Genomic DNA, 20,790 nt, shown 5'->3' with positions numbered 1-20,790 from the left:
CAACGCCATGACCTGCCCTTTTATGCCCGCCGCCGGCCCTTGACCCCGCAGATGCTGAAATATCTGGTATGACGGTTGTTTCGACCTTACGAGCTGAGCTGGCCTCGGCGACCTCGGCCCTCCTCGACACCGCGGCGGCGCTGCGCGACGAGGACCTCGCCGCGCCCTCCCTCCTGCCGGGCTGGACCCGCGGCCACGTCCTGACCCATGTGGCCCGCAATGCCGACAGCCTCGTCAACCTCCTGACCTGGGCCAGGACGGGCGTGCGGGTCCCGCAGTACGTGAGCGACGCCGCCCGTGACGCGGAGATCGAGGCCGGCGCCCGCCGCCCGGCCGCCGAGCAGCTGGCCGACCTGCGGGAGAGCTCGGAGCGGCTGGACGCGGTCGTCGGGCGGATGCCGCGGGAGGCGTGGGGCTCACCGGTGGAGGCGTTGCGCCCGCCGCCGCACCCCGCCTGGTACGTCCTGGTCAGGCGGCTGCGCGAGCTCGGCATGCACCACGTCGACCTCGGCGCGGGGTACGGCCCCGCCGACTGGCCGCGGCGGTTCGTCCTGCGGGAGCTGCACGACTGCCTGCGGTGCTGGCCGTACGAGCGGAGCGCGGTGAGTGCGATCCGCCTCCTGGACGTACCGGACGGCGGGACGCTGCCGGCGCTCTGGCCCGAGCTCGGCGCGGGACCGGTCGTGGAAGGCCGTCCGGCGGACATGCTGGCCTGGCTCACCGGCAGATCAGCGGGTGAGGGGGTTAGGGTGGTGCTGGAGGGGCAGTCGTCCGTGCCCGGCCCGGCGGGTCCGGCGCTTCCCGCGGCGCCGCCGTGGCTGACCATGCCCGCTCCGGCTGACCTGCCCGCGACGCCCCCGGAGGACTACCCATGACGTACACAGGCGACGTCCAGGTCGGCGGCCCAGCCGACGTGCGCCGGCTGCCGAAGCTGACGATCAGCAAGCTCGCCGTCGGACCGTACGACAACAACGCCTACCTGCTGCGCTGCAACGAGACCGGCGACGGGGTGCTCATCGACGCGGCGGCGGAGGCCGACCGGCTGCTCGCGCTGATCGCCGACCAGCCGCTCAGCTCCATCGTCACCACCCACCAGCATGGCGACCACTGGCAGGCCCTGGAGCAGGTGGCCAAGGTGACGGGGGCGCAGACGATCGCCCACCCGCTCGACGCTCCCGCGCTGCCGGTGCCGGTGGAGCGCGAGGTCGAGCACGGCGACCGGATCACGGTCGGCGTGGTGACCCTGGAGGTGATCCACCTGCGCGGTCACACGCCCGGCTCGATCGCGCTGCTGTACGACGGCGGCGGCACGGAGCAGCACCTGTTCACCGGCGACTCGCTGTTCCCGGGCGGGGTGGGCAACACGTGGAACGACCCGGAGCGCTTCGAGCAGCTCTACGCCGACGTGGTGGAGCGGGTCTTCGACCGGCTGCCGGACGAGACGTGGATCTACCCGGGCCACGGCAAGGACACGACGCTGGGCACCGAGCGTCCCTCGCTGCCCGAATGGAAAGCCCGCGGGTGGTGACCCGCGGGCAATGAATCGGTGACGCGACCGGTCGGGCCCGAGCGATGGAATCGGTGACGCGGCCGTCTCGGGCCGGAGCGGTGGATCGGTGCTCGTCAGCGGCCGGTCAGGACCCGGGCGATGCGGTGCGCCGCGAGGCCCGGGTCGTCGGCCAGACCGACGACCTCGCCCCATGACCACCGGTAGAACCAGCCGTCGGACAACGGCACGCAGTCGACGGTCTCGGCCAGCAGCACCGTGTCGGGGTCGCTGACCCGCAGCGCCGGAGGGTGGGCGCGCAGCGTGACGGCCAGGCCGCGCGCCTCCAGCTCCTGGGCCAGCTTGCCGAGGAAGTACGTACGGGTGTGCTCGCGTGGAGTGTCCGGCATGGGCGGCTCCATCCGTCGGGTGCCCGGACGTGCGGTTCGGCGTCAGTCGCCGACGCGCTCGGCTTCCTTGCGCTGCTCCCGCTTGTAGAACAGCACCCGCAGCGGGATCGCCGCGACGAGCGCGATCTGCATCGAGGCGCCGATCTTGATCGGCAGGTCGCCGCCCTCGGGCCAGGCCACCCAGAAGGCCAGGAAGGCCACGTTGACCATGATCCAGCCGAGGACGACGGCGGCGAGCTGCCCCTTCGGCTTGGGGTACTCGATGCGGCTGACCATCAGCCAGGCCACGCCCAGCACCCCGAGCAGGGCGGGGATGCTCGGCTCGAACAGCAGCACGATGGAGATCACCGTCATGGCGCCCATGGGGATGGGCAGGCCCATGAAGTCGCCGCTCTTGGTCTTCACGCAGGCGAATCTCGCCAGCCGTACGACGCCGGCGAGCAGCACCGCGCCCGCCGCCACCAGCACGGCCGGGAACGGGAGGTCCGGCGTGAAGCCGCCCCAGATCACGATCATGAACGCGGGCGCGAACCCGAAGCTGATCACGTCGGCGAGGTTGTCCAGCTCGGCGCCCATCGCCGAGGCGCGGAAGCGCCGGGCGACGAGGCCGTCGAACAGGTCGCAGGTGGCGCCGATGAGGAGCAGCACCACCGCGGTGGCGAAGTAGCTCGGAGCGGGCCGGAACCCGTCGCCCTCCTGCAGCGAGCGGATCGCCGAGGAGGCGAGGACGCAGACCGCGAGGAAGCCGCAGAGCGCGTTGCCGAGGGACAGCGAGTCGGCCGCGGAGAGCCGGAACGCCTTGCCGACCGGCCCGCGGGGCTGCTCCTCCTCTTCGGCCTGCCAGCTTCCGGCGTCAGCCGTGGTCAATTCTGGTCACCCCCGCAACCGTCTTCTCGCCCACCGACACGGCGGGAGAGATCCCTTCGGGAAGGTAGATGTCCACCCGGGAGCCGAACCGGATGAGGCCGATGCGCTCGGCCTGCTCGACCTTGGCCCCCGCGCTCAGGTACGGCACGATCCTGCGCGCCACCGCGCCTGCGATCTGCACCATCTCGATGTCGCCGAGCGCGGTCTCGAAATGCCACACCACGCGCTCGTTCTGGTCACTGTCCTTGTTGAAAGCCGGCAGGAACCCACCCGCCACATGCTGCACGGACGTGACATTTCCCGCAAGAGGCGCCCGGTTGACGTGGACGTTCAGCGGGCTCATGAAGATCGCGACGCGGGTGCGGCCGTCCGGCCACGGGTCGATGCTCTGCACCACGCCGTCGGCGGGCGACAGGACGCGGCCGAACCCGGGGACCCGCTCGGGGTCGCGGAAGAACCAGAGCATGCCCCCGGTCAGAGCGCTCAGCGGCACCGCCGCGAGCGCCCATCGGCGGTCCCTGCGCGCCAGCAGCGCGGTCGCGGCGGCGGAGGCCGCGGTCGGGAGGAGCCACGGGGACACCCCGCGTGCGAGCCGGATCCGGCTCGTCTTGGCAGAATCGTCTGACACGGACAACCTTTGGTGAATGACTGGACTGGGCGCTTTGCCGTGATGTTACAGAGTCAGCAACTATTACACGGCGCGACTACACAAGCAAAGCGCCTCGAAAGCCATTTAGCTAGCCCCGGTAGGACTGCTTTCCTCGCTACGGCGGCTGTCGACACGGGCCTTGATCAGGGAGGCCGCGGTGGTGATGACCATGGTGCCGCCGATGACCGTGAGGGACAGCCAGATGGGGATCTCGGGCGCCCAGGAAACCCCGCTGGCGTGCAGGGCTTCCAATACCAGCTTAACCCCGATGAACCCGAGGATGAACGCCAAACCGTAGCTGATGTAAACAAGCCGCTGCAGCAGGCCGCCCAGCAGGAAGTACAGCTGACGCAGTCCCATCAGGGCGAACGCGTTGGCGGTGAAGACGATGAACGGGTCGGTGGTGAGCCCGAAGATCGCCGGAATCGAGTCGAGGGCGAACAGCAGATCGGTGGAGCCGATGGCGATCATCACGATGAGCATCGGGGTGACCATGCGCCGTCCGTCGATCTTGGCGGTGATCTTCGAGCCGACGTAGCCCTCGGTCGTGGGGAACGCCTTGCGCACCCAGCGCAGCAGGACGTTCTCGTTGAACTCGTCCTCCTCGCCCTTCAGGTGCTGACGGACGAGGTTGACCGCGGTGTAGATGAGGAAAGCGCCGAAGACGTAGAACAGCCAGCTGAAACGCTGCAGGGCGGCGGCGCCGAGCGCGATGAAGATGCCTCGCATGACCAGCGCCAGCACGATGCCGACGAGCAGCACCTTGTGCTGGTAGGCGCGGGGCACGGCGAACCTGCTCATGATGATGAAGAAGATGAACAGGTTGTCGACGCTCAGGCTGTACTCGGTGATGTATCCGGCGAAGAACTCGCCCGCCTTGCCGGGGCCCATCGTGAGCCACAGCAGGCCGCCGAAGAGCACGGCCAGGGCGACGTAGAACGTGACCCAGTAACCGGCCTGGCGCATCGAGAACTCGCGCGCCTCGCCGCGGTCGACGATCCACAGGTCCACTGCCAGGACCACAAGCAGACCGCCGATGACGGCGATATAAGCCCAGACGGGTACGGTCACGTCTTTCCTCCGGCATGCAGAACTGACTGCCGGAGGTCTCTCCCGCCCACCGTCGCGTGATCGGCGGACCGGCAGCCCCGGGGGCCCCGTGGAGCGGGGCTGCACCGTGATGACGAGGCTGCCGCGAAGGGATACTCCCCTCCCTAACGCACGCAGTATACGAGAACGCGTAAGGTCCGCCTAATCATCCCCCGCTGTAGCGGCCCGGTATACGGACAGAACACTGTCCACGGCGTCATCCTCGCCGGGCAGCTTCGCGCCGCGCCGGGCGGCGGCCCGCGCCACGCGCGCCGCCTCGGCGGGGTCCTCCACCAGTTCCCGTACGGCCGCGCGCATCGCGGCGGCGTCGCCGTACGGGACCAGCTTGCCCGCCCCGCCCAGCAGGTCCGGGACGCCGCCGACGGCGGTGGCCACCACGGGGCGGCCGATCATCAGGGTCTCGCTGAGGCTGAGCGGCTGGCCCTCCCAGCGGCTCGGCCAGACGACGACGGCGGCGGCGGCCAGCAGATCGGGCACGTCGTCGCGCCAGCCCAGCAGCCTCACGGGCAGCCGCTCGGCGTCGATCCTGGCCTGCAGCTCGCCCCGCAGGGGCCCGTCACCCGCCACCAGGAACAACGGCACGGCCACCTCACCGCCGACAGCCTCCTCGCCGCCGACGATCCCACCACCGGCACCTTCACCAGTGGCGTCCAGGGGCGCCCAGGGGCCGCGGGCGACATCAAGAAGAGTCTCCAAGCCCTTCTGCTGGGCGAGCCTGGCGAGGGTCAGCACGATGGGCCTGTGCCCGGCGCCCAGGTCGGAGCGCACCTCCTCCGGCGTCCTCTTGGCCGGCCTCGGCACCGGGGCGGGCACCACGGCGGGCCGTACGTCTCGGGCCCCGAGAGCGCGCATCCGCTCGCCCAGGTCCGGCGAGACCACGAGCAGGTGGTCGGCGCGACGGGCGACGACGCGTTCGAGCGCCCCGTAGACCGCCCCGACGAACCCTCCGGCGGTGAGAGCGTTGTGCAGCGTCACGACGAGCGCCGGCCGCCCCCTGCCCGCCCGCGAGGTCGGAGCCCCGGCTCCGGCCCGGGCTCCGACCTCGGCCCCGACTCCGGACCCGGACCCAGACCCAGACGCGGACCCGGACGCGGACCTGGAGCCGGACTCCCGCCCGCGTTCCATCGCCTCTCGCGACGCCGAAGACCGACCGCCTGCCCCGGACAGGAGCGCCGCGCGGCCGGGAAGGGCGAGCGCGGTGAGGGCGCCGACGCGCAGCCCATGGGCGTGTACCACGTCGGCGTCCCTGGTCAGCCGCCGGAGGGCCAGCACCGACCGCGCGTCGTCGAGCGGATGCGGCCGATCCGAGACGCGGATTGGAACGAACCGGGCGCCCGCCTCCGTGAAGGCGAAGCTCTCCTCCACCTCCGGAGGCCCCGCCACCAGAACCCGGTGCCCGCGCCGCACCAGCCCGGCGGCCAGCATGCGTACATGCCTGCCGGTGCCGCCGGACGTGGTGCCCAGCACGAATGCCACCCGCACCGCCGCTCCTCCCTTATCTGCCGCTTCCTGCCTACGCTCCCAGACGCCATCTCCCGGGAGAGCGCCTTTACAAAGTAGATTCCCGGGGTGCCTCAGCCACGTCTCCCCCGTACGAGCGTGCCGGCCACCGCCGTGGCGTCGGCGCGGTCCACCAGCGCCACCACGAGCCCACCCGCGGCCAGCGCGGCGACCGCCCCGGCCAGCACCGCACCGATCTGCCCCCAGAAGCTCTCCGCCCCCAGCACCGCGACAATTCCGGCCCCGGCCAGGTAACCGGCCAGACCCCCGGCGACCGCCGCCGCCCCCGCGCGCCCGAGGCCGGCCACGGCGCCGCGTCCCCGCACGCGGACGACCGACACCAGCAGTGACACGCCCCCCGCCGTCATGCCCACGCTCATGCCCAGCGCCATCCCGGCGATCCGCCACCCGTCGGGGAACGTCAGCGCGAACACCGTCTGCGCGGCCATCACCACCACCCACCCGGCGACCGTGCCCGTGGCCGCCGCCCGGCCGTGGCCCGCCGCGTACAGGACGCGGCTGAGGTGGGCGATGAGCCCGTAACCCACCAGACCGGGCGCGAACAGCGCGATCGTGCGCGCCAGCTGATCCGGCGGCACCTCGCTCTTGGTCCACAGGAACACCGCCGCTCCCGGCTCGGAGGTGGCCGCCAGGACGCCGGCCGCCAGCCCCGACACGATCACCACCGCGCGCGTCGCCCCGGCCGCCAGGTCGGAGAACGTCTGCGTCTCCCCCGCCTCGGCCCGCGCCGACAGCCGGGGGAAGGCGCTGGTGGCGATGGGCACGGCCAGCACCGCGTACGGCACGAGGTAGATCGCCCACGCGTAGTTGTAGACCGCGATCGCCCCGGTGCCGACGGCCTTGTTGGCCAGCAGCAGCACGACGACCATCGCGGCCTGCTGGGCGAGCAGCGCGGCCACCCCGGCCAGGGCCAGCCGCCGCACCTGTACGGCCACGCCCGGCGGGAAGCGCAGCGAGGGCCGCCAGCGCAGCCCGAGCCCGGCGATCGGCCCCACCACGGTGAGCACGAGGGCGAGCACGCCGAGGCTCGTGCCCACGGAGAGCGCCAGTTCGGCCGCGCCTGGCAGCGCGGACAGGTCGGCCCGCCCGCCGCCGGACTTGGCCCAGTCGCCGCTGAGCGGGACGAACAGCAGGTAGGCGACGATGACCACGATGCTCGACACCAGGGGGGCCAGCGCGGGCCCGGCGAACCGCTTGTGCGCCTGCAGCACGCCGTAGAGGACGACCGCGACCCCGTACAGCGGGATCTGGGGCGCGAAGACGACGAGCATGCGCGCGGCCACGGCCTGGACGCCCGCGACGTCGCAGCCCTTCACGTCGGCGCCGAAGAACAGCTCGACGAGCGGGCCGGCGAGCAGCGCGGTGAGCGCGCCCAGCGGGACGAGCACGACCAGCACCCAGGTGAGCAGGGCGGAGCTGATCGCCTCCACCCGCGCCCGCCCGCCGCCGCCGGACCCGTCGTCCTGGGTGGTGGCGGCCGTGCCCGCCAGGACGGGGACGACCATGCCGGCCAGCGCGCCGCCGACGACGACCTCGAAGATGATGTTGGGGATCTGGTTGGCCGTGAAGTAGGCCGTGGCCAGGCAGTTGGTGCCGACGGTGCTTGCGAAGGCGAATTGCTTGGCGAAGCCGGCCACACGGGCGAGGATCGTGATCGCGCCGATGAGCATGGCTCCCCCGGCGACGCCCCGCGCCAGCCGGGCCGTCACAACGCACCCCTCGCGACGCCCCACGCCGCCACGCCCCGGGTGACACAACGCCCCGCGCCGGGCCGCCCGCTCACGACACCCTCCCGGCGCAACACTCCCTCTGGACGCACCACGCCCTCGGAGAACTTCACGCCCTGTCGACGCACCACGCCCTCGTGACGCACGCCCTCTTGAAGCCGCATTCCCTCTGGAGGCAGCACGCCCTCTCGAAGCCGCACGCCCTCTGGAGGCACCACGCCCTCTCGAAGCCGCACGCCCTCTCGAAGCCACACGCCCTCTGGAGGCCGCAGGTCGTCGGGACGTAGCACCCCTTCCGGACGCCTGACGCGCTCACGGCGCACAACGCGCCCCCAGCGTGTGCCCGGACGCGGCGCCGCGTCCGACACCCTCGCCGCGCGGGACCGCCACGAAGCCGCGCCCGCGCGCATCACCACACCCCCGATCACGCTGACATCCTGGCAGCCCGCACCGGCACTCGCGTCATCCGGGACCCCGGCCGGGCCGGCGGTGCGGCGGTCACACGGCGTCGACCGGACGGCGGCCCAGCATGTCGATGCGGTTGAACACCGGGTTGCCCGCGATCACCTTGGTGAAGCTGATCTTCTCGGAGGCGGCCGTCAGCGCGGCCACGGTGCCGAGCACCGCCAGCCGGCCCGGCCGGTCCAGCGTGGTGACCGCCGCGAGCCCGGCGAGGGCGCCGAGCGCGTTGGCGCCCGCGTCGCCGAGCATGGCCCGCTCACCGAGGTCGTCGGGCAGCAGCGCGGCGGCGGCGCCGAGGGGCACGGCGGCCAGCGCGGCCCCCATCGGCCGCCCGCGCAGCAGGGCGGCGGCCAGCAGCGGCCCGCCGGTGAGCAGGCCCACCTTGATGGCCCGGCCGGGCCGCAGGTCGAAGAGGTTGGCGAGGTTGGCCGATCCGGCGATGAGCGCGCCGTTGACGAGCGTGTCGGCGGGGCCGCGGGAGACGAGCGCGGCGGCGCCGAGCCCGGTCGCGCCGATGCCGAGGATCTTGACGGCCCCGCTGGTCACCTCGCCGCGCGCGAGCGCGCTCAGGTGGCCCTTGAACCCCTTGGAGGAGGTGGTGCCGTACAGGTCGTCGTAGGCGCCGAGCGCTCCGCTGCCGCCTCCGGCCAGCAGCGCCGCGATGCGGGCGCGCGCGGGCAGGCCGGGTGCGAGCGCGGTGGCCGCAGCGGCTCCGGCGACGAACGCGGGGCCTTCGAGCAGGGTGATGGGCTCGCCGCGGTGGTTCTTGCGGGTCCAGCGGTCGCCCGGGTCCTGGGGCCTGTTCCGGGTGAGGAGGGTGTAGGCGGCGCGGGCGGCTACGGCGCCGAGGGCGGCGCCGGCGAGCGCGTGGAGCAGGCCACGGGCCATGTCAGCTCCCTGAGGAGGTGGGGGTGGTGGTGGGGTTGGGCACGGCGGGCATGGGCGCGGTGGCGTTGGCGCCGATGCCGTACTGGCCGGCCCGCCCATTGAGCTGCTCCCGCAGAGCGTAGACGATCGCGGTGCGGCCCGCGGGCATGTCGACGGTGTCGACGGTGGAGACACGCTTGACCAGGTCGCTCTCGTCGCGCGCGGCGGTGATGAGGCCGCCGGCCGAGGCGGCGGTGACGCTGCCGGCGATGACGGTGCCCTTGCCGGCGGCGTCGAGGCCGCGGGCCAGGGACAGCAGGGCGGCGGCCTGCGACTCGGCGTTCTCGCCGTCGAGAGGCCGTTCCGGCGCGAACATGACGACGAGCGTGGCCCGCTTGGCCGGCTCGTCGTCGACCGTGAGCAGGCCGCCCGCCTCGAACCCGCCGAGCACGGCAGCGGTGGCGGGGTTGGCGGTGCCGGCCTGCGCCTGGTCGGTGGTCAGGAGCGTGGCCGCGAGCAGGGTGGCGGCCTTGTCGTAGGCGTTCGTGGAGGGGGCCAGGGCCATGTCGTCCGGCTTGAGCTGGGTGACGAGCCCGTCGATCACGCCCTGGTTCTTGGGGTCGAGGAACTTGTCGCTGAGCGTCACCCGGCCGGTGATGGCGGCGCCCGCCTGGAGCAGCACCTGCTGCTGCGCCTCGCGGTAGGTGGTGCTGGAGCCGGGCGCCTCGACGAGCAGCACCCGCTCGCCGTTCAGCTCGCCGGCGACGAGCCGCGGGGTGAACGCGGTGACGAACGCGTCGTCGGCGGCCTCCCGGCCGCGCAGGGCGTCGAGCTCGGAGCGCAGGTCGTTGTTGGTCTTGGCCATGAGGTCGCTGGTCTTCTTGGCGGTCTCGATCGCGGGCGACTGCAGCAGCGTGGTGCCCATGACGATGCCCACGGCCAGCGCCAGGAAGATGGCGACGATGGAGACGAGGTGATAGCGGAAATCGATCACGAGAAGAGTCCGACCAGCCAGAAGATGAACGCGTTCCACGCGTCTTGCAGACCGTTCAGCCAGGTCTGGCCGATCGGCGAGATGAACAGGGCCACGCCCATCGTGATCAGCGCGGTGATCACGAGCAGGAGCAGCTGCGGGGTGGAGATGCGGCTGCGGTACAGCCGGCTCACGCCCTTGGCGTCGATGAGCTTGCTGCCGATGCGCAGCCGGGTGAGGAAGGTGCTCGCCATGCCCGAGCGGCCCTTGTCGAGGAACTCCTCCAGGGTGCCGTGGGTGCCGACGGCGACGATGAGCTCGGCGCCCTTGTCGTCGGCCAGCAGCATCGCGATGTCCTCGCTGGTGCCCGTGGCGGGGAAGATGACGGCTTCGCGGCCGAGCTGGTGGACGCGTTCGAGGCCGGGGGCGCGCCCGTCGCGGTAGGCGTGCACGACCAGCTCCGCGCCGCAGCTCAGCGCCTTGGTGGAGACGGAGTCGAAGTCGCCGACGATGACGTCGGGCAGGTAGCCGGCCTCCAGCAGCGCGTCGGCCCCGCCGTCGACGCCGATGAGGACGGGGCGGTACTCGCGGATGTAGGGGCGGAGGGTGGCGATGTCCTCCTTGTAGTGGTAGCCGCGCACCACGATGAGGACGTGCCGGCCCTCCATGGGGGTGCGGATCTCGGGCACCCCGACGCCGTCGATGAGCAGCTTGCCCTCGCCGCGGACGTACTCCATCGTGTTGACGGCGAACGCCTCGATCTGCACCGCGAGCCCGGCACGGGCCTCGGCCATGGCGGCCTCGACCGCCTCGGCCGTCTGCTCCTCGCCCTTGCCCGCCACCTCGTCGTCGAGGTAGACGACGCCCTCGTGCACGCGGACGACGTCGCCGTCCTTGACCCGTTCGAACAGCTCCGGCGTGGCGTTGTCGACGAAGGGCACTCCGGCTTCCAGCAAGATCTGGGGCCCAAGGTTGGGATAGCGGCCGGAGATGCCGGCCGCGACGTTGACCACGGCCGCCACACCGCATGCCACGAGCGCCTCCGCGCTGACCCGGTCGACGTCGACGTGATCGATGATCGCGATCTCACCGGGCTGGAGGCGCTTGGTCAGCCTCTTCGTCCGTCGATCGATTCTCGCCACTGCCGTGACACCGGGAAGGTCCTCGACCTTCCTGACGCGGAGGCCCGGCATCCTGCTTCCCGGAACCTTCATCAAGAACATCCTGCCAGAGGGAAACAGCTGAGCGGCCCATCATCACGGTGCGTGTCCGCTTTGTCACGGCAGGTCGTCACGGGCCGGGGGCTCCAGGTCACCGCTCCGCGGCGGCCAGCCCGAGGAGCTCCTCGGCGTGCGCCCGGCCCAGCTCTGAGTCCTCCAGGCCGGCCAGCATGCGCGACAGCTCGCGCACCCGGCCCTCGTGGTCGAGCGTGACGACGCCGCTGCGCACGACGCTGCCGTCACTGGCCTTCTCCACCACCAGGTGCTGGTCGGCGAACGCGGCCACCTGCGGCAGGTGGGTGACCACGATCACCTGCGCGGTGCGCGCCAGCCGAGCGAGCCGGCGGCCGATCTCGACCGCCGCCTTGCCGCCCACCCCGGCGTCGACCTCGTCGAACACGAACGTCGGCACCGGGTCGGCGCCCGCGAACACCACCTCGATGGCCAGCATGACCCGGCTCAGCTCGCCGCCGGAGGCACCCTTGGTGAGCGGCAGCGGCGGCGCGGCGGGGTGGGCGGCCATGCGCAGCTCGACCTCGTCGACGCCCTCGGGCCCGAAGTCGGCGGCCCGCGTGAGCTGCACCACGACGCGGGCGTGCGGCATCGCGAGCGCGGCCAGCTCCTCGGTGACGGCCTGGCCGAAGCGCTCGGCCGCCGCCTCGCGCACGCGGGTGAGCTCGGCGGCCAGCTCGGTCAGCCGGGCCGTCAGCTCCTCGTGCTCGCGCGCGAGCTCCTCGATGCGCTCGTCGTCGCCCTCCAGCTCGCTCAGGCGGGCGGCCGAGCCGCGCGCCCACTCCAGGACGCCCGCGACGTCCTCGCCGTACTTGCGGACCAGGCCGGACAGCAGCGCCCTGCGCTCCTGGACGGCGGCCAGCCGGGCCGGGTCGGCCTCGATCGACTCGGCGTAGGCGGCCAGGTCGGTGGCCACGTCGGAGACGAGGTAGCCGGCCTCGGCCAGCCGGTCGGCCATGCCGGCCAGCTCGGCGTCGAAGTCGCGGACCGCCTCGATGGCCGCGCGGGCCTCGCCGAGCAGCGAGATCACGTCGTGCGCGCCGTCGACCGCCTCCATCGGGTCGCCGAGCAGCGCGGTGTGGGCGCCGGTCGCCGCGCCCCGCAGCGCGTCGGCGTGCGAGAGCCGCTCCTCCTCGCCGCGCAGCTCGACGTCCTCGCCCGGCTTGGGGTCGACCTTCTCGATCTCCTCCAGGCCGAACCTCAGCAGGTCGGCCTCCTGCGCCCGCTCACGGGCCCGGGTGGTCAGCTCGTCGAGCAGCGCCGCGACCTGCTTGTGCCGTTTGTACGCCTGGGTGTAGGCGCGCAGCGGCTTGACCAGCTCGTTGCCGGCGTAGCGGTCGAGCGCGGCGCGCTGGCGGGCGGGCTGCAGCAGCCGTTGCTGGTCCATCTGCCCGTGCACGGCGACCAGGTCGTCGGCGAGGTACGTCAGGGTGCCGACCGGCACGCCCCGCCCGCCCAGCCAGGCACGCGAGCGCCCCTCGGCCGAGACCGTGCGGGAGATGATGAGCTCGCCGTCCTCGACGTCGCCGCCGATGTCCTCCACCTGCTGGGCGACCCGGCCGCCGGGCTCGATGACGAGCGTGCCCTCGACGCTGGCGCGCTCGGCCCCGGGCCGGATGCGCGACGGGTCGGCCCGGCCGCCGAACAGCAGGCCGAGCCCGGTGACGACCATCGTCTTGCCGGCTCCGGTCTCGCCGGTGACCACGTTGAAGCCCGGCGAAAGCTCGAGCACGGCCTCATCGATGACGCCGAGTCCCTGGATGCGGACCTCCTCGACCCTAGGTCGCACTGCCCACTCCCGTCGCTCCTGAATCCGAACACCAGTGCGCATGTGATCCTACGCGCCTCACAGCCCATTCACTCAGGGACGCACCCTTCCGCGCCAGCCCTGAACGGGTAGTTCGAACTTGGCGACCAGCCTGTCGGTGAAGGGCGCGCCGGTGCTCTCGACGCCGTGCAGCCGCGCCAGGCGCACGGGACGGGCGCCCCGGCGGACCTCCACGCGCGTGCCGGAGGGCAGGTCGAAGCGGCGCCGCCCGTCGCACCACAGAACCCCGCCGGGCGTGTCGGGCAGCGTCTCGACCGCCAGCGTGGAGCGGGGCGAGACCACCAGCGGCCGGGCGAACAGCGCGTGGGCGCTGATCGGCACCATGAGCAGGGCCTCCACCTCCGGCCACACGACGGGGCCGCCCGCCGAGAAGGCGTAGGCGGTGGAGCCGGTCGGGGTGGCGCAGATCACGCCGTCGCAGCCCCAGCGCGACAGCGGCCGGCCGTCGATCTCGGCCACGACCTCCAGCATGCGGTCGCGCTTCTCGACCGACATCTCGTTGAGCGCCCAGGTGTCGGCGATGATCTGGCCGTTCTGGCGGGCGAGGACGTCGATCGTCATGCGTTCCTCGACGTCGTAGCGGCCCGCGACGACGCTGTCGACGGCGGCGGCGAGGTCGGCCACCTCGGCCTCGGCCAGGAACCCGACATGTCCCAGGTTGACGCCCAGCAGCGGCGTGCCGGCGGGCCGGGCCAGCTCGGCCGAGCGCAGCAGCGTGCCGTCGCCGCCCAGCACGATCATGACCTCGGCGTCCTTGGTGGCGACCGGGTCGCCGGGCACCACGTCGGCGCCCGCGCAGCCGATCTCGTCGGCCTCCGTGTCGAGCACGCGGACCGTGATCCCGGCGTCGACCAGGCGGTCGATGACCAGGCGGGCGCTCTCGACGGCGGCCTCGCGCCCGGTGTGCACGGTGACCAGCACGGTACGGTTCATCGCGGCCCTTCCTCGACGGCGCGCTCGATCGCGGCCTCCAGGTCCTCCACCGGAGGCGCGCCCTCTCCCTTCCCCATCCAGAGGAGGTACTCCACATTGCCCGAGGGGCCCGGCAGGGGGCTGGCCGTCACGCCGCGTACCGTCAGCCCGAGCTCCAGCGCGCGGCCGGCCACGTCGCGCACGGCGCGGGCCCGCAGCGCCGGGTCGCGGACGACGCCGCCGGCGCCGACGAGGTCCTTGCCCACCTCGAACTGCGGCTTGACCAGCATCACCAGGTCGGCCGCCGGCGCGGCCACCCCGGCCAGCGCGGGCAGCACGAGCCGCAGCGAGATGAACGACAGGTCGCCCACCACCAGCGACGGCGGCTCGCCGACCATGTCGGGGGTGAGGTCGCGCACGTTGACGCGTTCCATCACGGTGACCCGCTCGTCGGTGCGCAGCGACCAGGCGAGCTGGCCGTAGCCGACGTCGACGGCGAGCACGTGGGCGGCGCCGTTGCGCAGCAGGACGTCGGTGAAGCCGCCGGTGGAGGCGCCCGCGTCGAGGCAGCGCCGCCCCTCGACGGTCAGCCCGCCGAACGCCTTGAGGGCGCCGAGCAGCTTGTGCGCGCCGCGCGAGACGTAGTCGGGACCCTCGGCCGACTCGGCGACGACGATGGGCGAGGCGGTGTCGACCTGGGTGGCGGGCTTGCCCGCCCGCTGCCCGGCGACGCTGACCCGGCCCGCCTCGATGAGCTGCACGGCCTGCTCGCGCGATCTGGCCAGCCCGCGGCGCACCATCTCGCTGTCCAGGCGTATCCTGCGGCTCACTGGTCGTCCACGGCCGCGAGCGTGGCCTCGAGCCCGGCGAACGCCTCGTCGAACACCGCGACGTGCTCGCTCACCGGCAGGCCGGCCAGCCGGCCGAGCCCCGCGACGACCGCGTCGACCCGCTCGTCCCCGGTCTCCTCTGGCAGCGCACTCATGAGACGACGTTAACGCCTTCCGCGAGCGCCCAGGCACCATCGCGGGTGTGTCACACGTTGACGGGGCATACGGCACGCCACCGATGTGGAACGCTACGTCGGTGAAGGTCAGGCGTCCGTAAAGGTGAACGAAAGGGTGGACACCATGGCAAGCGTCGAGGAGTGCCGGGCGGCACTGGTCAAGCTCGTCGCCCAGTTCGACGAGATCGACGCGGCGGACCGCGCGCGGCACGTGGTGGAGCGCACGGTGAGCTGCCGCGTGTCCGACCTGGGCGTGACCTTCTACGGGCGGCTGCACCACGACGGGCTCGACCCGTTCGTGGAGGAGCCGCCCGCGGACGGCCGGACCGACGTGCGGCTGACGATCGGCAGTGATGACCTGGTGGCGCTGGTGGAGGGGGAGCTGGACATGGCGCGCGCGCTGCTGGGCGGCCGGGTGAAGGTCGACGCCAGCTTCGGCGACCTGCTGCGCCTGCGGCGGCTCCTCTGACGCACGGTGGGCTTGCCCGCGCTTCGACGCTTGACGGGCGGCCGTTTGACGGGCTCTGACGCGACGCCTCACGGACTTTGACGCGACGCCTCACGGGCTCTGACGCGACGCCTCACGGGCTCTGACGCGACGTCTCACGGGCTCTGACGCGGCGTCGCCGGGAGACCGTAGTCCCGCGAGCTGTGTTGCCGGGAGACTGTGGGGTGTGACCGGGGGGCCGAAGCCGTTCACCCGAGGCGGTCGAGGGCGTGCTTGACCGCGTCCTCCTCGGCCCGCCCCTCCCCCACGGCCGTCCAGACGGCGTCGCAGGCGGCGCGCAGACCGTCGATCGGACTGCCGTCGCCCTCCAGCCGCAGCGCGCCGTCCTGCCAGCGGGCCCGCCACCCTCCGCAGACGCCGTCCCGCACCTCCGGGTACGGTCGCGACAGCGCGCCGAGCCCGTCGGCGACGTAGGTGGGCCGGTGCTCCGGTCCGGCCGTGAGCAGGTCGAGCGGTGTGGCCACACCGGTGAGCACGAGCAGGCTGTCGACGCCCGCGTTGGTGGCGCCCTCGATGTCGGTGTCGAGCCGGTCGCCCACCACCAGGGGCCGCTGGGCCCCGGTACGGATCATGGACTCGCGGTGCAGCGGCGGGTCGGGCTTGCCCGCGTACACCGGCTCGACCCCCGTGGCGGCGGCGATCACCCGCACCATCGCCCCGTTGCCGGGCAGCTCGCCGCGGCCGGTCGGCATGGTGCTGTCGCCGTTGGACGCCACGAACAGCGCGCCCTGCCGCACGGCGAGGGCCCCCTCGGACAGCAGCCCGTACGCCAGCCCGGGGGCGATGCCCTGCACGACGGCGGCGGGCGCGTCCATCGCCGTGGTCACCGGCCTGAGCCCCCGGTCCCGTACGGCCATGCGCAGCCCGGAACCGCCCACGACCAGCACGTTCGAGCCCGCGGGCACCCGCTCCGACACCAGCCGCGCGGCGGCCTGCGCCGACGTCACCACGTCGTCGGCGACGGCGGGCACGCCCAGCTCACGCAGGTGGGCGGCGATGGCGGCGGGGGTGCGTGAGGCGTTGTTGGTCACGTACGCGAGCCGCACGCCCCTGGCCCGCGCCTCCCCGAGCGCCTCGGGGGCGCCCGGGACTGCGTGGCTGCCGAGGTAGACCACGCCGTCGAGGTCGAGCAGCAGGGTGTCGTAGCCGTCGATCAGCACGGGTCGCCTTTCGGTCGCGGTGGGCCCGCCGAGCGCTGGTGCCGCACGCCGAGCGCTGGTGTGCGCACGGCGAGCGCGGTGTGGCCGCCCGCCGAGCGGGTGTGGCCGCACACGGGGCGTGTGCGACGGTTGACGGGACGCGTGTGGCCGCGCGCTGTGCGCGTGCGACCGCACGCTGGGGACGGGCGGCCCTACGCGGAGCGGGTGTGCCATACGCCGTCCGCGTGTGACCACACGTCGGCGCCATCACCGAGACAATAGCGCCGCCGTCTTCACCCTTGGCGCGCGACCACCCAGGCCGGCCGCCGGGCCGGCCGCCGCCGTGGGGGCCGCACGCCTCTCCGCACGGTGACGCTCTTCCCGGTTCACACGGCCGTGAACGTGAGGGGAAGCGACGCGCCTGCAGCCCTCGCCCGTCAGATCTCCCGCCGGGCGCGCAATGTCGCCCGAACACTCTTCAACGCCGACACGTAGTGCCGCTCGTCGGGGCGCATCGCCACGGCGATGGCCAGCGGCTCTTGAGCGCCCTCGATGTCACCGGTGCGCCACAGCGACAACCCGAGCCCGAAATGGGCGTAATCCTCAGCCGGGTTGGCGTCCACGATCTGCCGGAAACTCTCCGCAGCCTCCGCGTACTGCCGCGAGTTGAACTGCGCCCGCGCCAACGCCTCCAGAATGCTGCGGGAGTCGGGCTCGGCCAGGGCCGCCCGCTCCAGCAGCGCGGCCGCCGCGGCCGGGCTGCCGTCCTTGAGCAGCTTCACCCCACGCTGGTACCAGTCGTAAACGTCACCTTCGGGGGCGCCGGGGGAATCATCGTGGACGTTTCTTCCTTGGACCATTGCGTGAGGCCTCCTTCATCGGCAGACGACGGCTCCGCTCGGCTCGCCACGGAGTCGGACGCGGCGGGGGTGCTGGGGCGGCTTCTGGAAGACTCGGATGTTGATGGGAGCATGCCCGATATGGGGAGTCCTGAACTGCCGGTGCCCGACGGGCTGGTGCTGCGTCCCTTCCGCGGTGTCCGTTTCGCCGTGGACGACCCCGCCAAGGTCACCTCCCCGCCGTATGACCTGATCTCGGACGACGACGTCCGAGCGTTGCTGCACTCTCATCCGAACAACGTGGTACGCCTCATCCTTCCCCGCCCCACCACACCACCCGTACGGGTCAGCACCCCTTCAGGCGCCTCGGAGGCGGCCTCAGCACCCAGCGGGTCGCTAACGGCCCCCGATACCCGGGCAGCCGCCGACGAGACCGAGAGACATCCGCACGCAGCCCCGGTACCCGACCGACAAGACGCGGGCAGCCCGGACACGCGAGCCCCGAACGCCCCGGAGGCGCCGCACGTGAACGGCGCACGCGAGCCGGACGCGAACCTGCGGGAGGCACCGCACGCGAACAGCCCGCAGGCACGCGGCGTGCCAGAGGGGCCACACGAGAACAACCCACAGACAGTCGGCGCAGACAGGCCAGAGGCACCACAAGCGGATAACCCGCAAATACGCGGCGCAGAGGCGGCAAAGGCCCCGCAAGCGGATAACCCGCAAATACGGCACACCACGAGCGGGACAGAGGCGCCGGACGCGCCCGGCCCGGAGACGCGAGGCGGGCGCGGCGCAGCCGAGAGAGTCGCGGAGAGCAGCCTCGTGACGCGAGACCAGGGTGGCCCGGACGAGGGCGGCCCCGTCACGCGAGACCAGGGTGGCCCGGACGAGGGCGGTTTCGCGCAGCAGGTGCCCGGGATCGACGGAAGACGCTACGCCGAGGCCCGCGACACCCTGCGCGCCTGGCTCGACGCGGGCATCCTCGTGACGGACGAGCTTCCCGCGTTGTACGTGTACGAGCAGAGCGGCCCCACGGTCCTGCAGCGCGGCCTCATCGGTGACGTGGGCATCGCCGATCCGACTCAGGGCGTCATCCTGCCCCACGAGCACGTCTTCCCCGGCCCGGTGGCGGACCGGCTCGCTCTCATGAGCACCACCCAGGCGAACCTCGAACCCATCTTCCTCCTGTACGACGGGGACCACGGGCAGGCGACGCGTCTCGTGGACGAGGTGGCCACCACGCGTGAGCCTCTGGTCGTGGCCAGGACCGAGGACGGCCTGACCCACCGGCTGTGGGCGATCACCGACGAGGCGGAGATCGCCGCGATCAACGCCGATCTGCGCCCTCGCCAAGCCCTGATCGCGGACGGCCATCACCGGTACGCCACGTACCGAGTCCTGCAACGCCAGGAGCACACGGCGCGCGCCCAGGCAAGCGCCCCGCAAGCCGCGCCGGCACGGCTGGCGTCCGCGGAGGAGCCCTCGCCGGAGGCCTCCCAAGACCGCGCGGACGGCAGCGCGCCACCCACCCCAGCCCGCCCCGACGGCAGCGCGCCACCCTCCCCAGCCCGCGCGGACGGCAGCGCACCACCCACCCCAAGCCGCCCCGACGGCAGCGCGCCAGACGCCGACGACTCATCCGCGCCGATCGCCTCGCCAGACGCGCCGCAGACTCATGAGGCCGCCGCGGACAACGCCGCGAGCACACACGTGGAGGGGCAGGCCGAGGCGGGACGGCCGCCTTCCGGCCCCTGGGACTTCGGCCTGGCGTTGCTGGTGGATGCCACGGCCTACCCGCCGGACCTCAAGGCCATCCATCGGGTCATCCCGGCGCTGCCCTTGGCTGAGGCGGTCTCCAAGGCGAGGGGATCGTGGCGGGTCCAGGAGTGTCCCGATCTGGCCGAGGGCCTTGCCGCGCTGGAGGCTGCCCCCGGTCTGGCGTTCCTGGTGGCCGGTGAAGGCGGAGCCCATCTGCTGACCGATCCCGACCCGATGCAGCTGGCCCGCGCCATGCCCGCCGACCGTTCGGACCGGTGGAACGCACTGAACACCTCCATCCTGACGGAGTTCCTGATGCCCAAGGTGTGGGGCGTGCGGGACGACGAGCAGTCGGTACGGATCGTCCACCACGACGCCCATGCCGCGGTGGAGCAGGCCGTGCAGACGGGGGGAACAGCGGTGATCCTCAAGCCGCTCCTCGTCGCCGAGGTGCTCGCGGTCGCCGCGTCCGGCGAGCGCGTCCCCCGCAAGTCCACCTCCTTCGGCCCCAAGCCCCGAACCGGCCTGGTCCTGCGCACCTTCGCCACCGGCTGAGCCGCCCGTCCGACCAGCGAGATCCACCTACATAGGGCCGAGCCGCCTCCCCCCTCCTGCCGCCCTTCGGGTTCCATCCGCGTTTGTGGTTGTTCGATGGCCCGCCCGCGAGGCTGCGTCCGTTCGGGGGCACTCCATGGGGCTGGGCCACCGTCAGGCGCTCCTCGGTGAGCGCCGACATCCCTGGCGCCAGCACCTCGGCGGCGCGACCAGTCCACCCGCACGACCTCGGCCTCGCCCCAACGCTCCCGTCGGCACGCTCTTCGCTCGTGAAGCGGCGGTGCTCACGCCCTCAGCGGCTGGAACGTGAAAGCACGCCTCTCCCCGCGGATCTACAGCTGTCGAGCACTGCCTGGAGGCGGCTCGGCGCGGACGACATGTGTGGGGAAGCGTAAGAATCGTCCTTCGGGGTGGGCTCATGAGCCTTCTCGTCCACGAGCGACTCGGTCTCGGCGCGAGGCGGCTCAACGCGAGGCGGCCCGACGTGAGGCGGCCCGACACGAGGCGGCTCAACGTGAGGCGGCCCGACGTGAGGCGGCTCCGCACGAGGCGACTCCGCGGGCGGGCGAGGCGATGCGGCGGGCGCCGCAAGAGCGCCCTCCCCGAGGGAGGCGCGCCCCAGAGCGCCCCCGCCGCCAGGCGGGGTGGCGGGCGAGGGTTTGGGCGTGCGCGGTCCTCTGGTCGTGCGCCGTCGCGCTCCGGGAGGAGGCGACGCCTGATCGACGCCGACCGGTTCGACGCGGAAGACCTCCACCTCGTACCGCCAGGTCTTCCCTGACGGCGGGCCGTAGACGCGGCACCTGAACGCGCCTCTGACCTCCAGCGGATCGTCCGGCCCCGCGTCACGCACGACGGCCGCGACCTCGGGGACGAACGTGATGCACGGGATGCTGTCCGTCATCACGCCGCCCTTCGGGTGCGGGCGATCCCTGCGCACG

General features: G+C 72.8%; 19 protein-coding genes and 1 pseudogene. 5 read left to right on the top strand and 15 right to left on the bottom strand.

From position 1 onward, the window contains the following. The first annotated feature begins 68 nt into the window (after window positions 1–68). Both HT134_RS15915 and HT134_RS15910 read left to right on the top strand, forming a co-directional pair. Window positions 69–875 (top strand): maleylpyruvate isomerase family mycothiol-dependent enzyme, encoded by an 807-nt coding sequence (locus HT134_RS15915; protein ID WP_175601181.1) that lies wholly within the window; start codon window positions 69–71, stop codon window positions 873–875. Next, complete coding sequence (locus HT134_RS15910) at window positions 872–1,528, top strand: MBL fold metallo-hydrolase (RefSeq protein ID WP_175601180.1); 657 nt, start codon at window positions 872–874, stop codon at window positions 1,526–1,528. Before HT134_RS15915 ends, HT134_RS15910 begins: the two co-directional genes overlap by 4 nt. Window positions 1,529–1,623: 95 nt before the next feature. Here the strand turns inward: HT134_RS15910 and HT134_RS15905 are convergent, their stop codons facing one another. The 13 genes from HT134_RS15905 to HT134_RS15845 form a co-directional block, all read right to left on the bottom strand. Beyond that, window positions 1,624–1,896, bottom strand: coding sequence for a hypothetical protein (locus HT134_RS15905; protein WP_175601179.1), 273 nt, complete (start codon window positions 1,894–1,896; stop codon window positions 1,624–1,626). A gap of 42 nt (window positions 1,897–1,938) precedes the next feature. Then, the gene (gene pssA / locus HT134_RS15900; RefSeq protein WP_175601178.1) at window positions 1,939–2,763 is read right to left on the bottom strand and encodes a CDP-diacylglycerol--serine O-phosphatidyltransferase; all 825 of its coding nucleotides are present in this window, start codon (window positions 2,761–2,763) and stop codon (window positions 1,939–1,941) included. Continuing rightward, a complete protein-coding gene (locus HT134_RS15895; protein WP_175601177.1) occupies window positions 2,750–3,391 on the bottom strand; it encodes a phosphatidylserine decarboxylase in 642 nt (213 codons plus the stop codon). The genes pssA and HT134_RS15895 overlap by 14 nt, the downstream gene beginning before the upstream one ends. 105 nt (window positions 3,392–3,496) lie before the next feature. Then, window positions 3,497–4,483 (bottom strand): TerC family protein, encoded by a 987-nt coding sequence (locus HT134_RS15890; protein WP_175601176.1) that lies wholly within the window; start codon window positions 4,481–4,483, stop codon window positions 3,497–3,499. A gap of 180 nt (window positions 4,484–4,663) precedes the next feature. Continuing rightward, a complete protein-coding gene (locus HT134_RS15885) occupies window positions 4,664–6,004 on the bottom strand; it encodes a glycosyltransferase (protein ID WP_312888147.1) in 1,341 nt (446 codons plus the stop codon). A gap of 92 nt (window positions 6,005–6,096) precedes the next feature. Further along, on the bottom strand, window positions 6,097–7,752 hold the full coding sequence (gene murJ, locus HT134_RS15880) for a murein biosynthesis integral membrane protein MurJ (protein ID WP_312888146.1): 1,656 nt from the start codon (window positions 7,750–7,752) through the stop codon (window positions 6,097–6,099). Window positions 7,753–8,268: 516 nt separating this feature from the next. Next, entirely contained in the window at window positions 8,269–9,120 is an 852-nt protein-coding gene (locus HT134_RS15875; protein WP_175601175.1) for a hypothetical protein, read from the bottom strand. 1 nt (window position 9,121) lies between these two features. Continuing rightward, window positions 9,122–10,093, bottom strand: coding sequence for a copper transporter (locus HT134_RS15870; RefSeq protein WP_175601174.1), 972 nt, complete (start codon window positions 10,091–10,093; stop codon window positions 9,122–9,124). After that, window positions 10,090–11,286, bottom strand: a complete 1,197-nt coding sequence (gene steA, locus HT134_RS15865) for a putative cytokinetic ring protein SteA (RefSeq protein WP_175601173.1) — start codon at window positions 11,284–11,286, stop codon at window positions 10,090–10,092. Before steA ends, HT134_RS15870 begins: the two co-directional genes overlap by 4 nt. 97 nt (window positions 11,287–11,383) lie before the next feature. Then, complete coding sequence (gene recN / locus HT134_RS15860) at window positions 11,384–13,135, bottom strand: DNA repair protein RecN (RefSeq protein WP_175601172.1); 1,752 nt, start codon at window positions 13,133–13,135, stop codon at window positions 11,384–11,386. Between the two features lie 30 nt (window positions 13,136–13,165). After that, window positions 13,166–14,065 carry an NAD kinase gene (locus tag HT134_RS15855; protein WP_175601171.1) on the bottom strand — a complete coding sequence of 300 codons (900 nt, stop codon included), beginning with the start codon at window positions 14,063–14,065 and terminating at the stop codon, window positions 13,166–13,168. Then, complete coding sequence (locus HT134_RS15850) at window positions 14,062–14,874, bottom strand: TlyA family RNA methyltransferase (RefSeq protein ID WP_312888145.1); 813 nt, start codon at window positions 14,872–14,874, stop codon at window positions 14,062–14,064. The genes HT134_RS15855 and HT134_RS15850 overlap by 4 nt, the downstream gene beginning before the upstream one ends. Further along, window positions 14,871–15,029 carry a hypothetical protein gene (locus tag HT134_RS15845; RefSeq protein ID WP_175601170.1) on the bottom strand — a complete coding sequence of 53 codons (159 nt, stop codon included), beginning with the start codon at window positions 15,027–15,029 and terminating at the stop codon, window positions 14,871–14,873. The genes HT134_RS15850 and HT134_RS15845 overlap by 4 nt, the downstream gene beginning before the upstream one ends. Window positions 15,030–15,174: 145 nt before the next feature. Here HT134_RS15845 and HT134_RS15840 point away from each other — a divergent pair, with 145 nt between their 5' ends. Continuing rightward, window positions 15,175–15,519: an SCP2 sterol-binding domain-containing protein gene (locus HT134_RS15840; RefSeq protein ID WP_175601169.1), complete on the top strand. Its 345-nt coding sequence runs from the start codon at window positions 15,175–15,177 to the stop codon at window positions 15,517–15,519. Between the two features lie 227 nt (window positions 15,520–15,746). On the opposite strand, the gene HT134_RS15835 is transcribed toward HT134_RS15840, so the two are convergent. Further along, window positions 15,747–16,718: an HAD-IIA family hydrolase gene (locus HT134_RS15835; RefSeq protein ID WP_175601168.1), complete on the bottom strand. Its 972-nt coding sequence runs from the start codon at window positions 16,716–16,718 to the stop codon at window positions 15,747–15,749. Window positions 16,719–17,134: 416 nt separating this feature from the next. Beyond that, complete coding sequence (locus HT134_RS15830; protein WP_175601167.1) at window positions 17,135–17,557, bottom strand: tetratricopeptide repeat protein; 423 nt, start codon at window positions 17,555–17,557, stop codon at window positions 17,135–17,137. A gap of 111 nt (window positions 17,558–17,668) precedes the next feature. On the opposite strand from HT134_RS15830, the pseudogene HT134_RS47645 reads away from it, so the two are divergent. Together HT134_RS47645 and HT134_RS45640 are read left to right on the top strand one after the other, a co-directional pair. Next, window positions 17,669–17,860 (top strand): annotated as a pseudogene (locus HT134_RS47645) (DUF1015 family protein); the annotation flags it as partial. Window positions 17,861–18,361: 501 nt separating this feature from the next. Further along, the gene (locus HT134_RS45640) at window positions 18,362–19,852 is read left to right on the top strand and encodes a DUF1015 family protein (RefSeq protein WP_312888218.1); all 1,491 of its coding nucleotides are present in this window, start codon (window positions 18,362–18,364) and stop codon (window positions 19,850–19,852) included. The last annotated feature ends 938 nt before the right edge of the window (window positions 19,853–20,790 follow it).

The sequence above is a fragment of the Nonomuraea rhodomycinica genome (genome assembly GCF_013363995.1).
Lineage (GTDB): Bacteria > Actinomycetota > Actinomycetes > Streptosporangiales > Streptosporangiaceae > Nonomuraea > Nonomuraea rhodomycinica.
The sequence above is the reverse complement of the archived record's forward strand: the minus strand, read 5'-3'. Positions and strand labels throughout refer to the sequence as shown.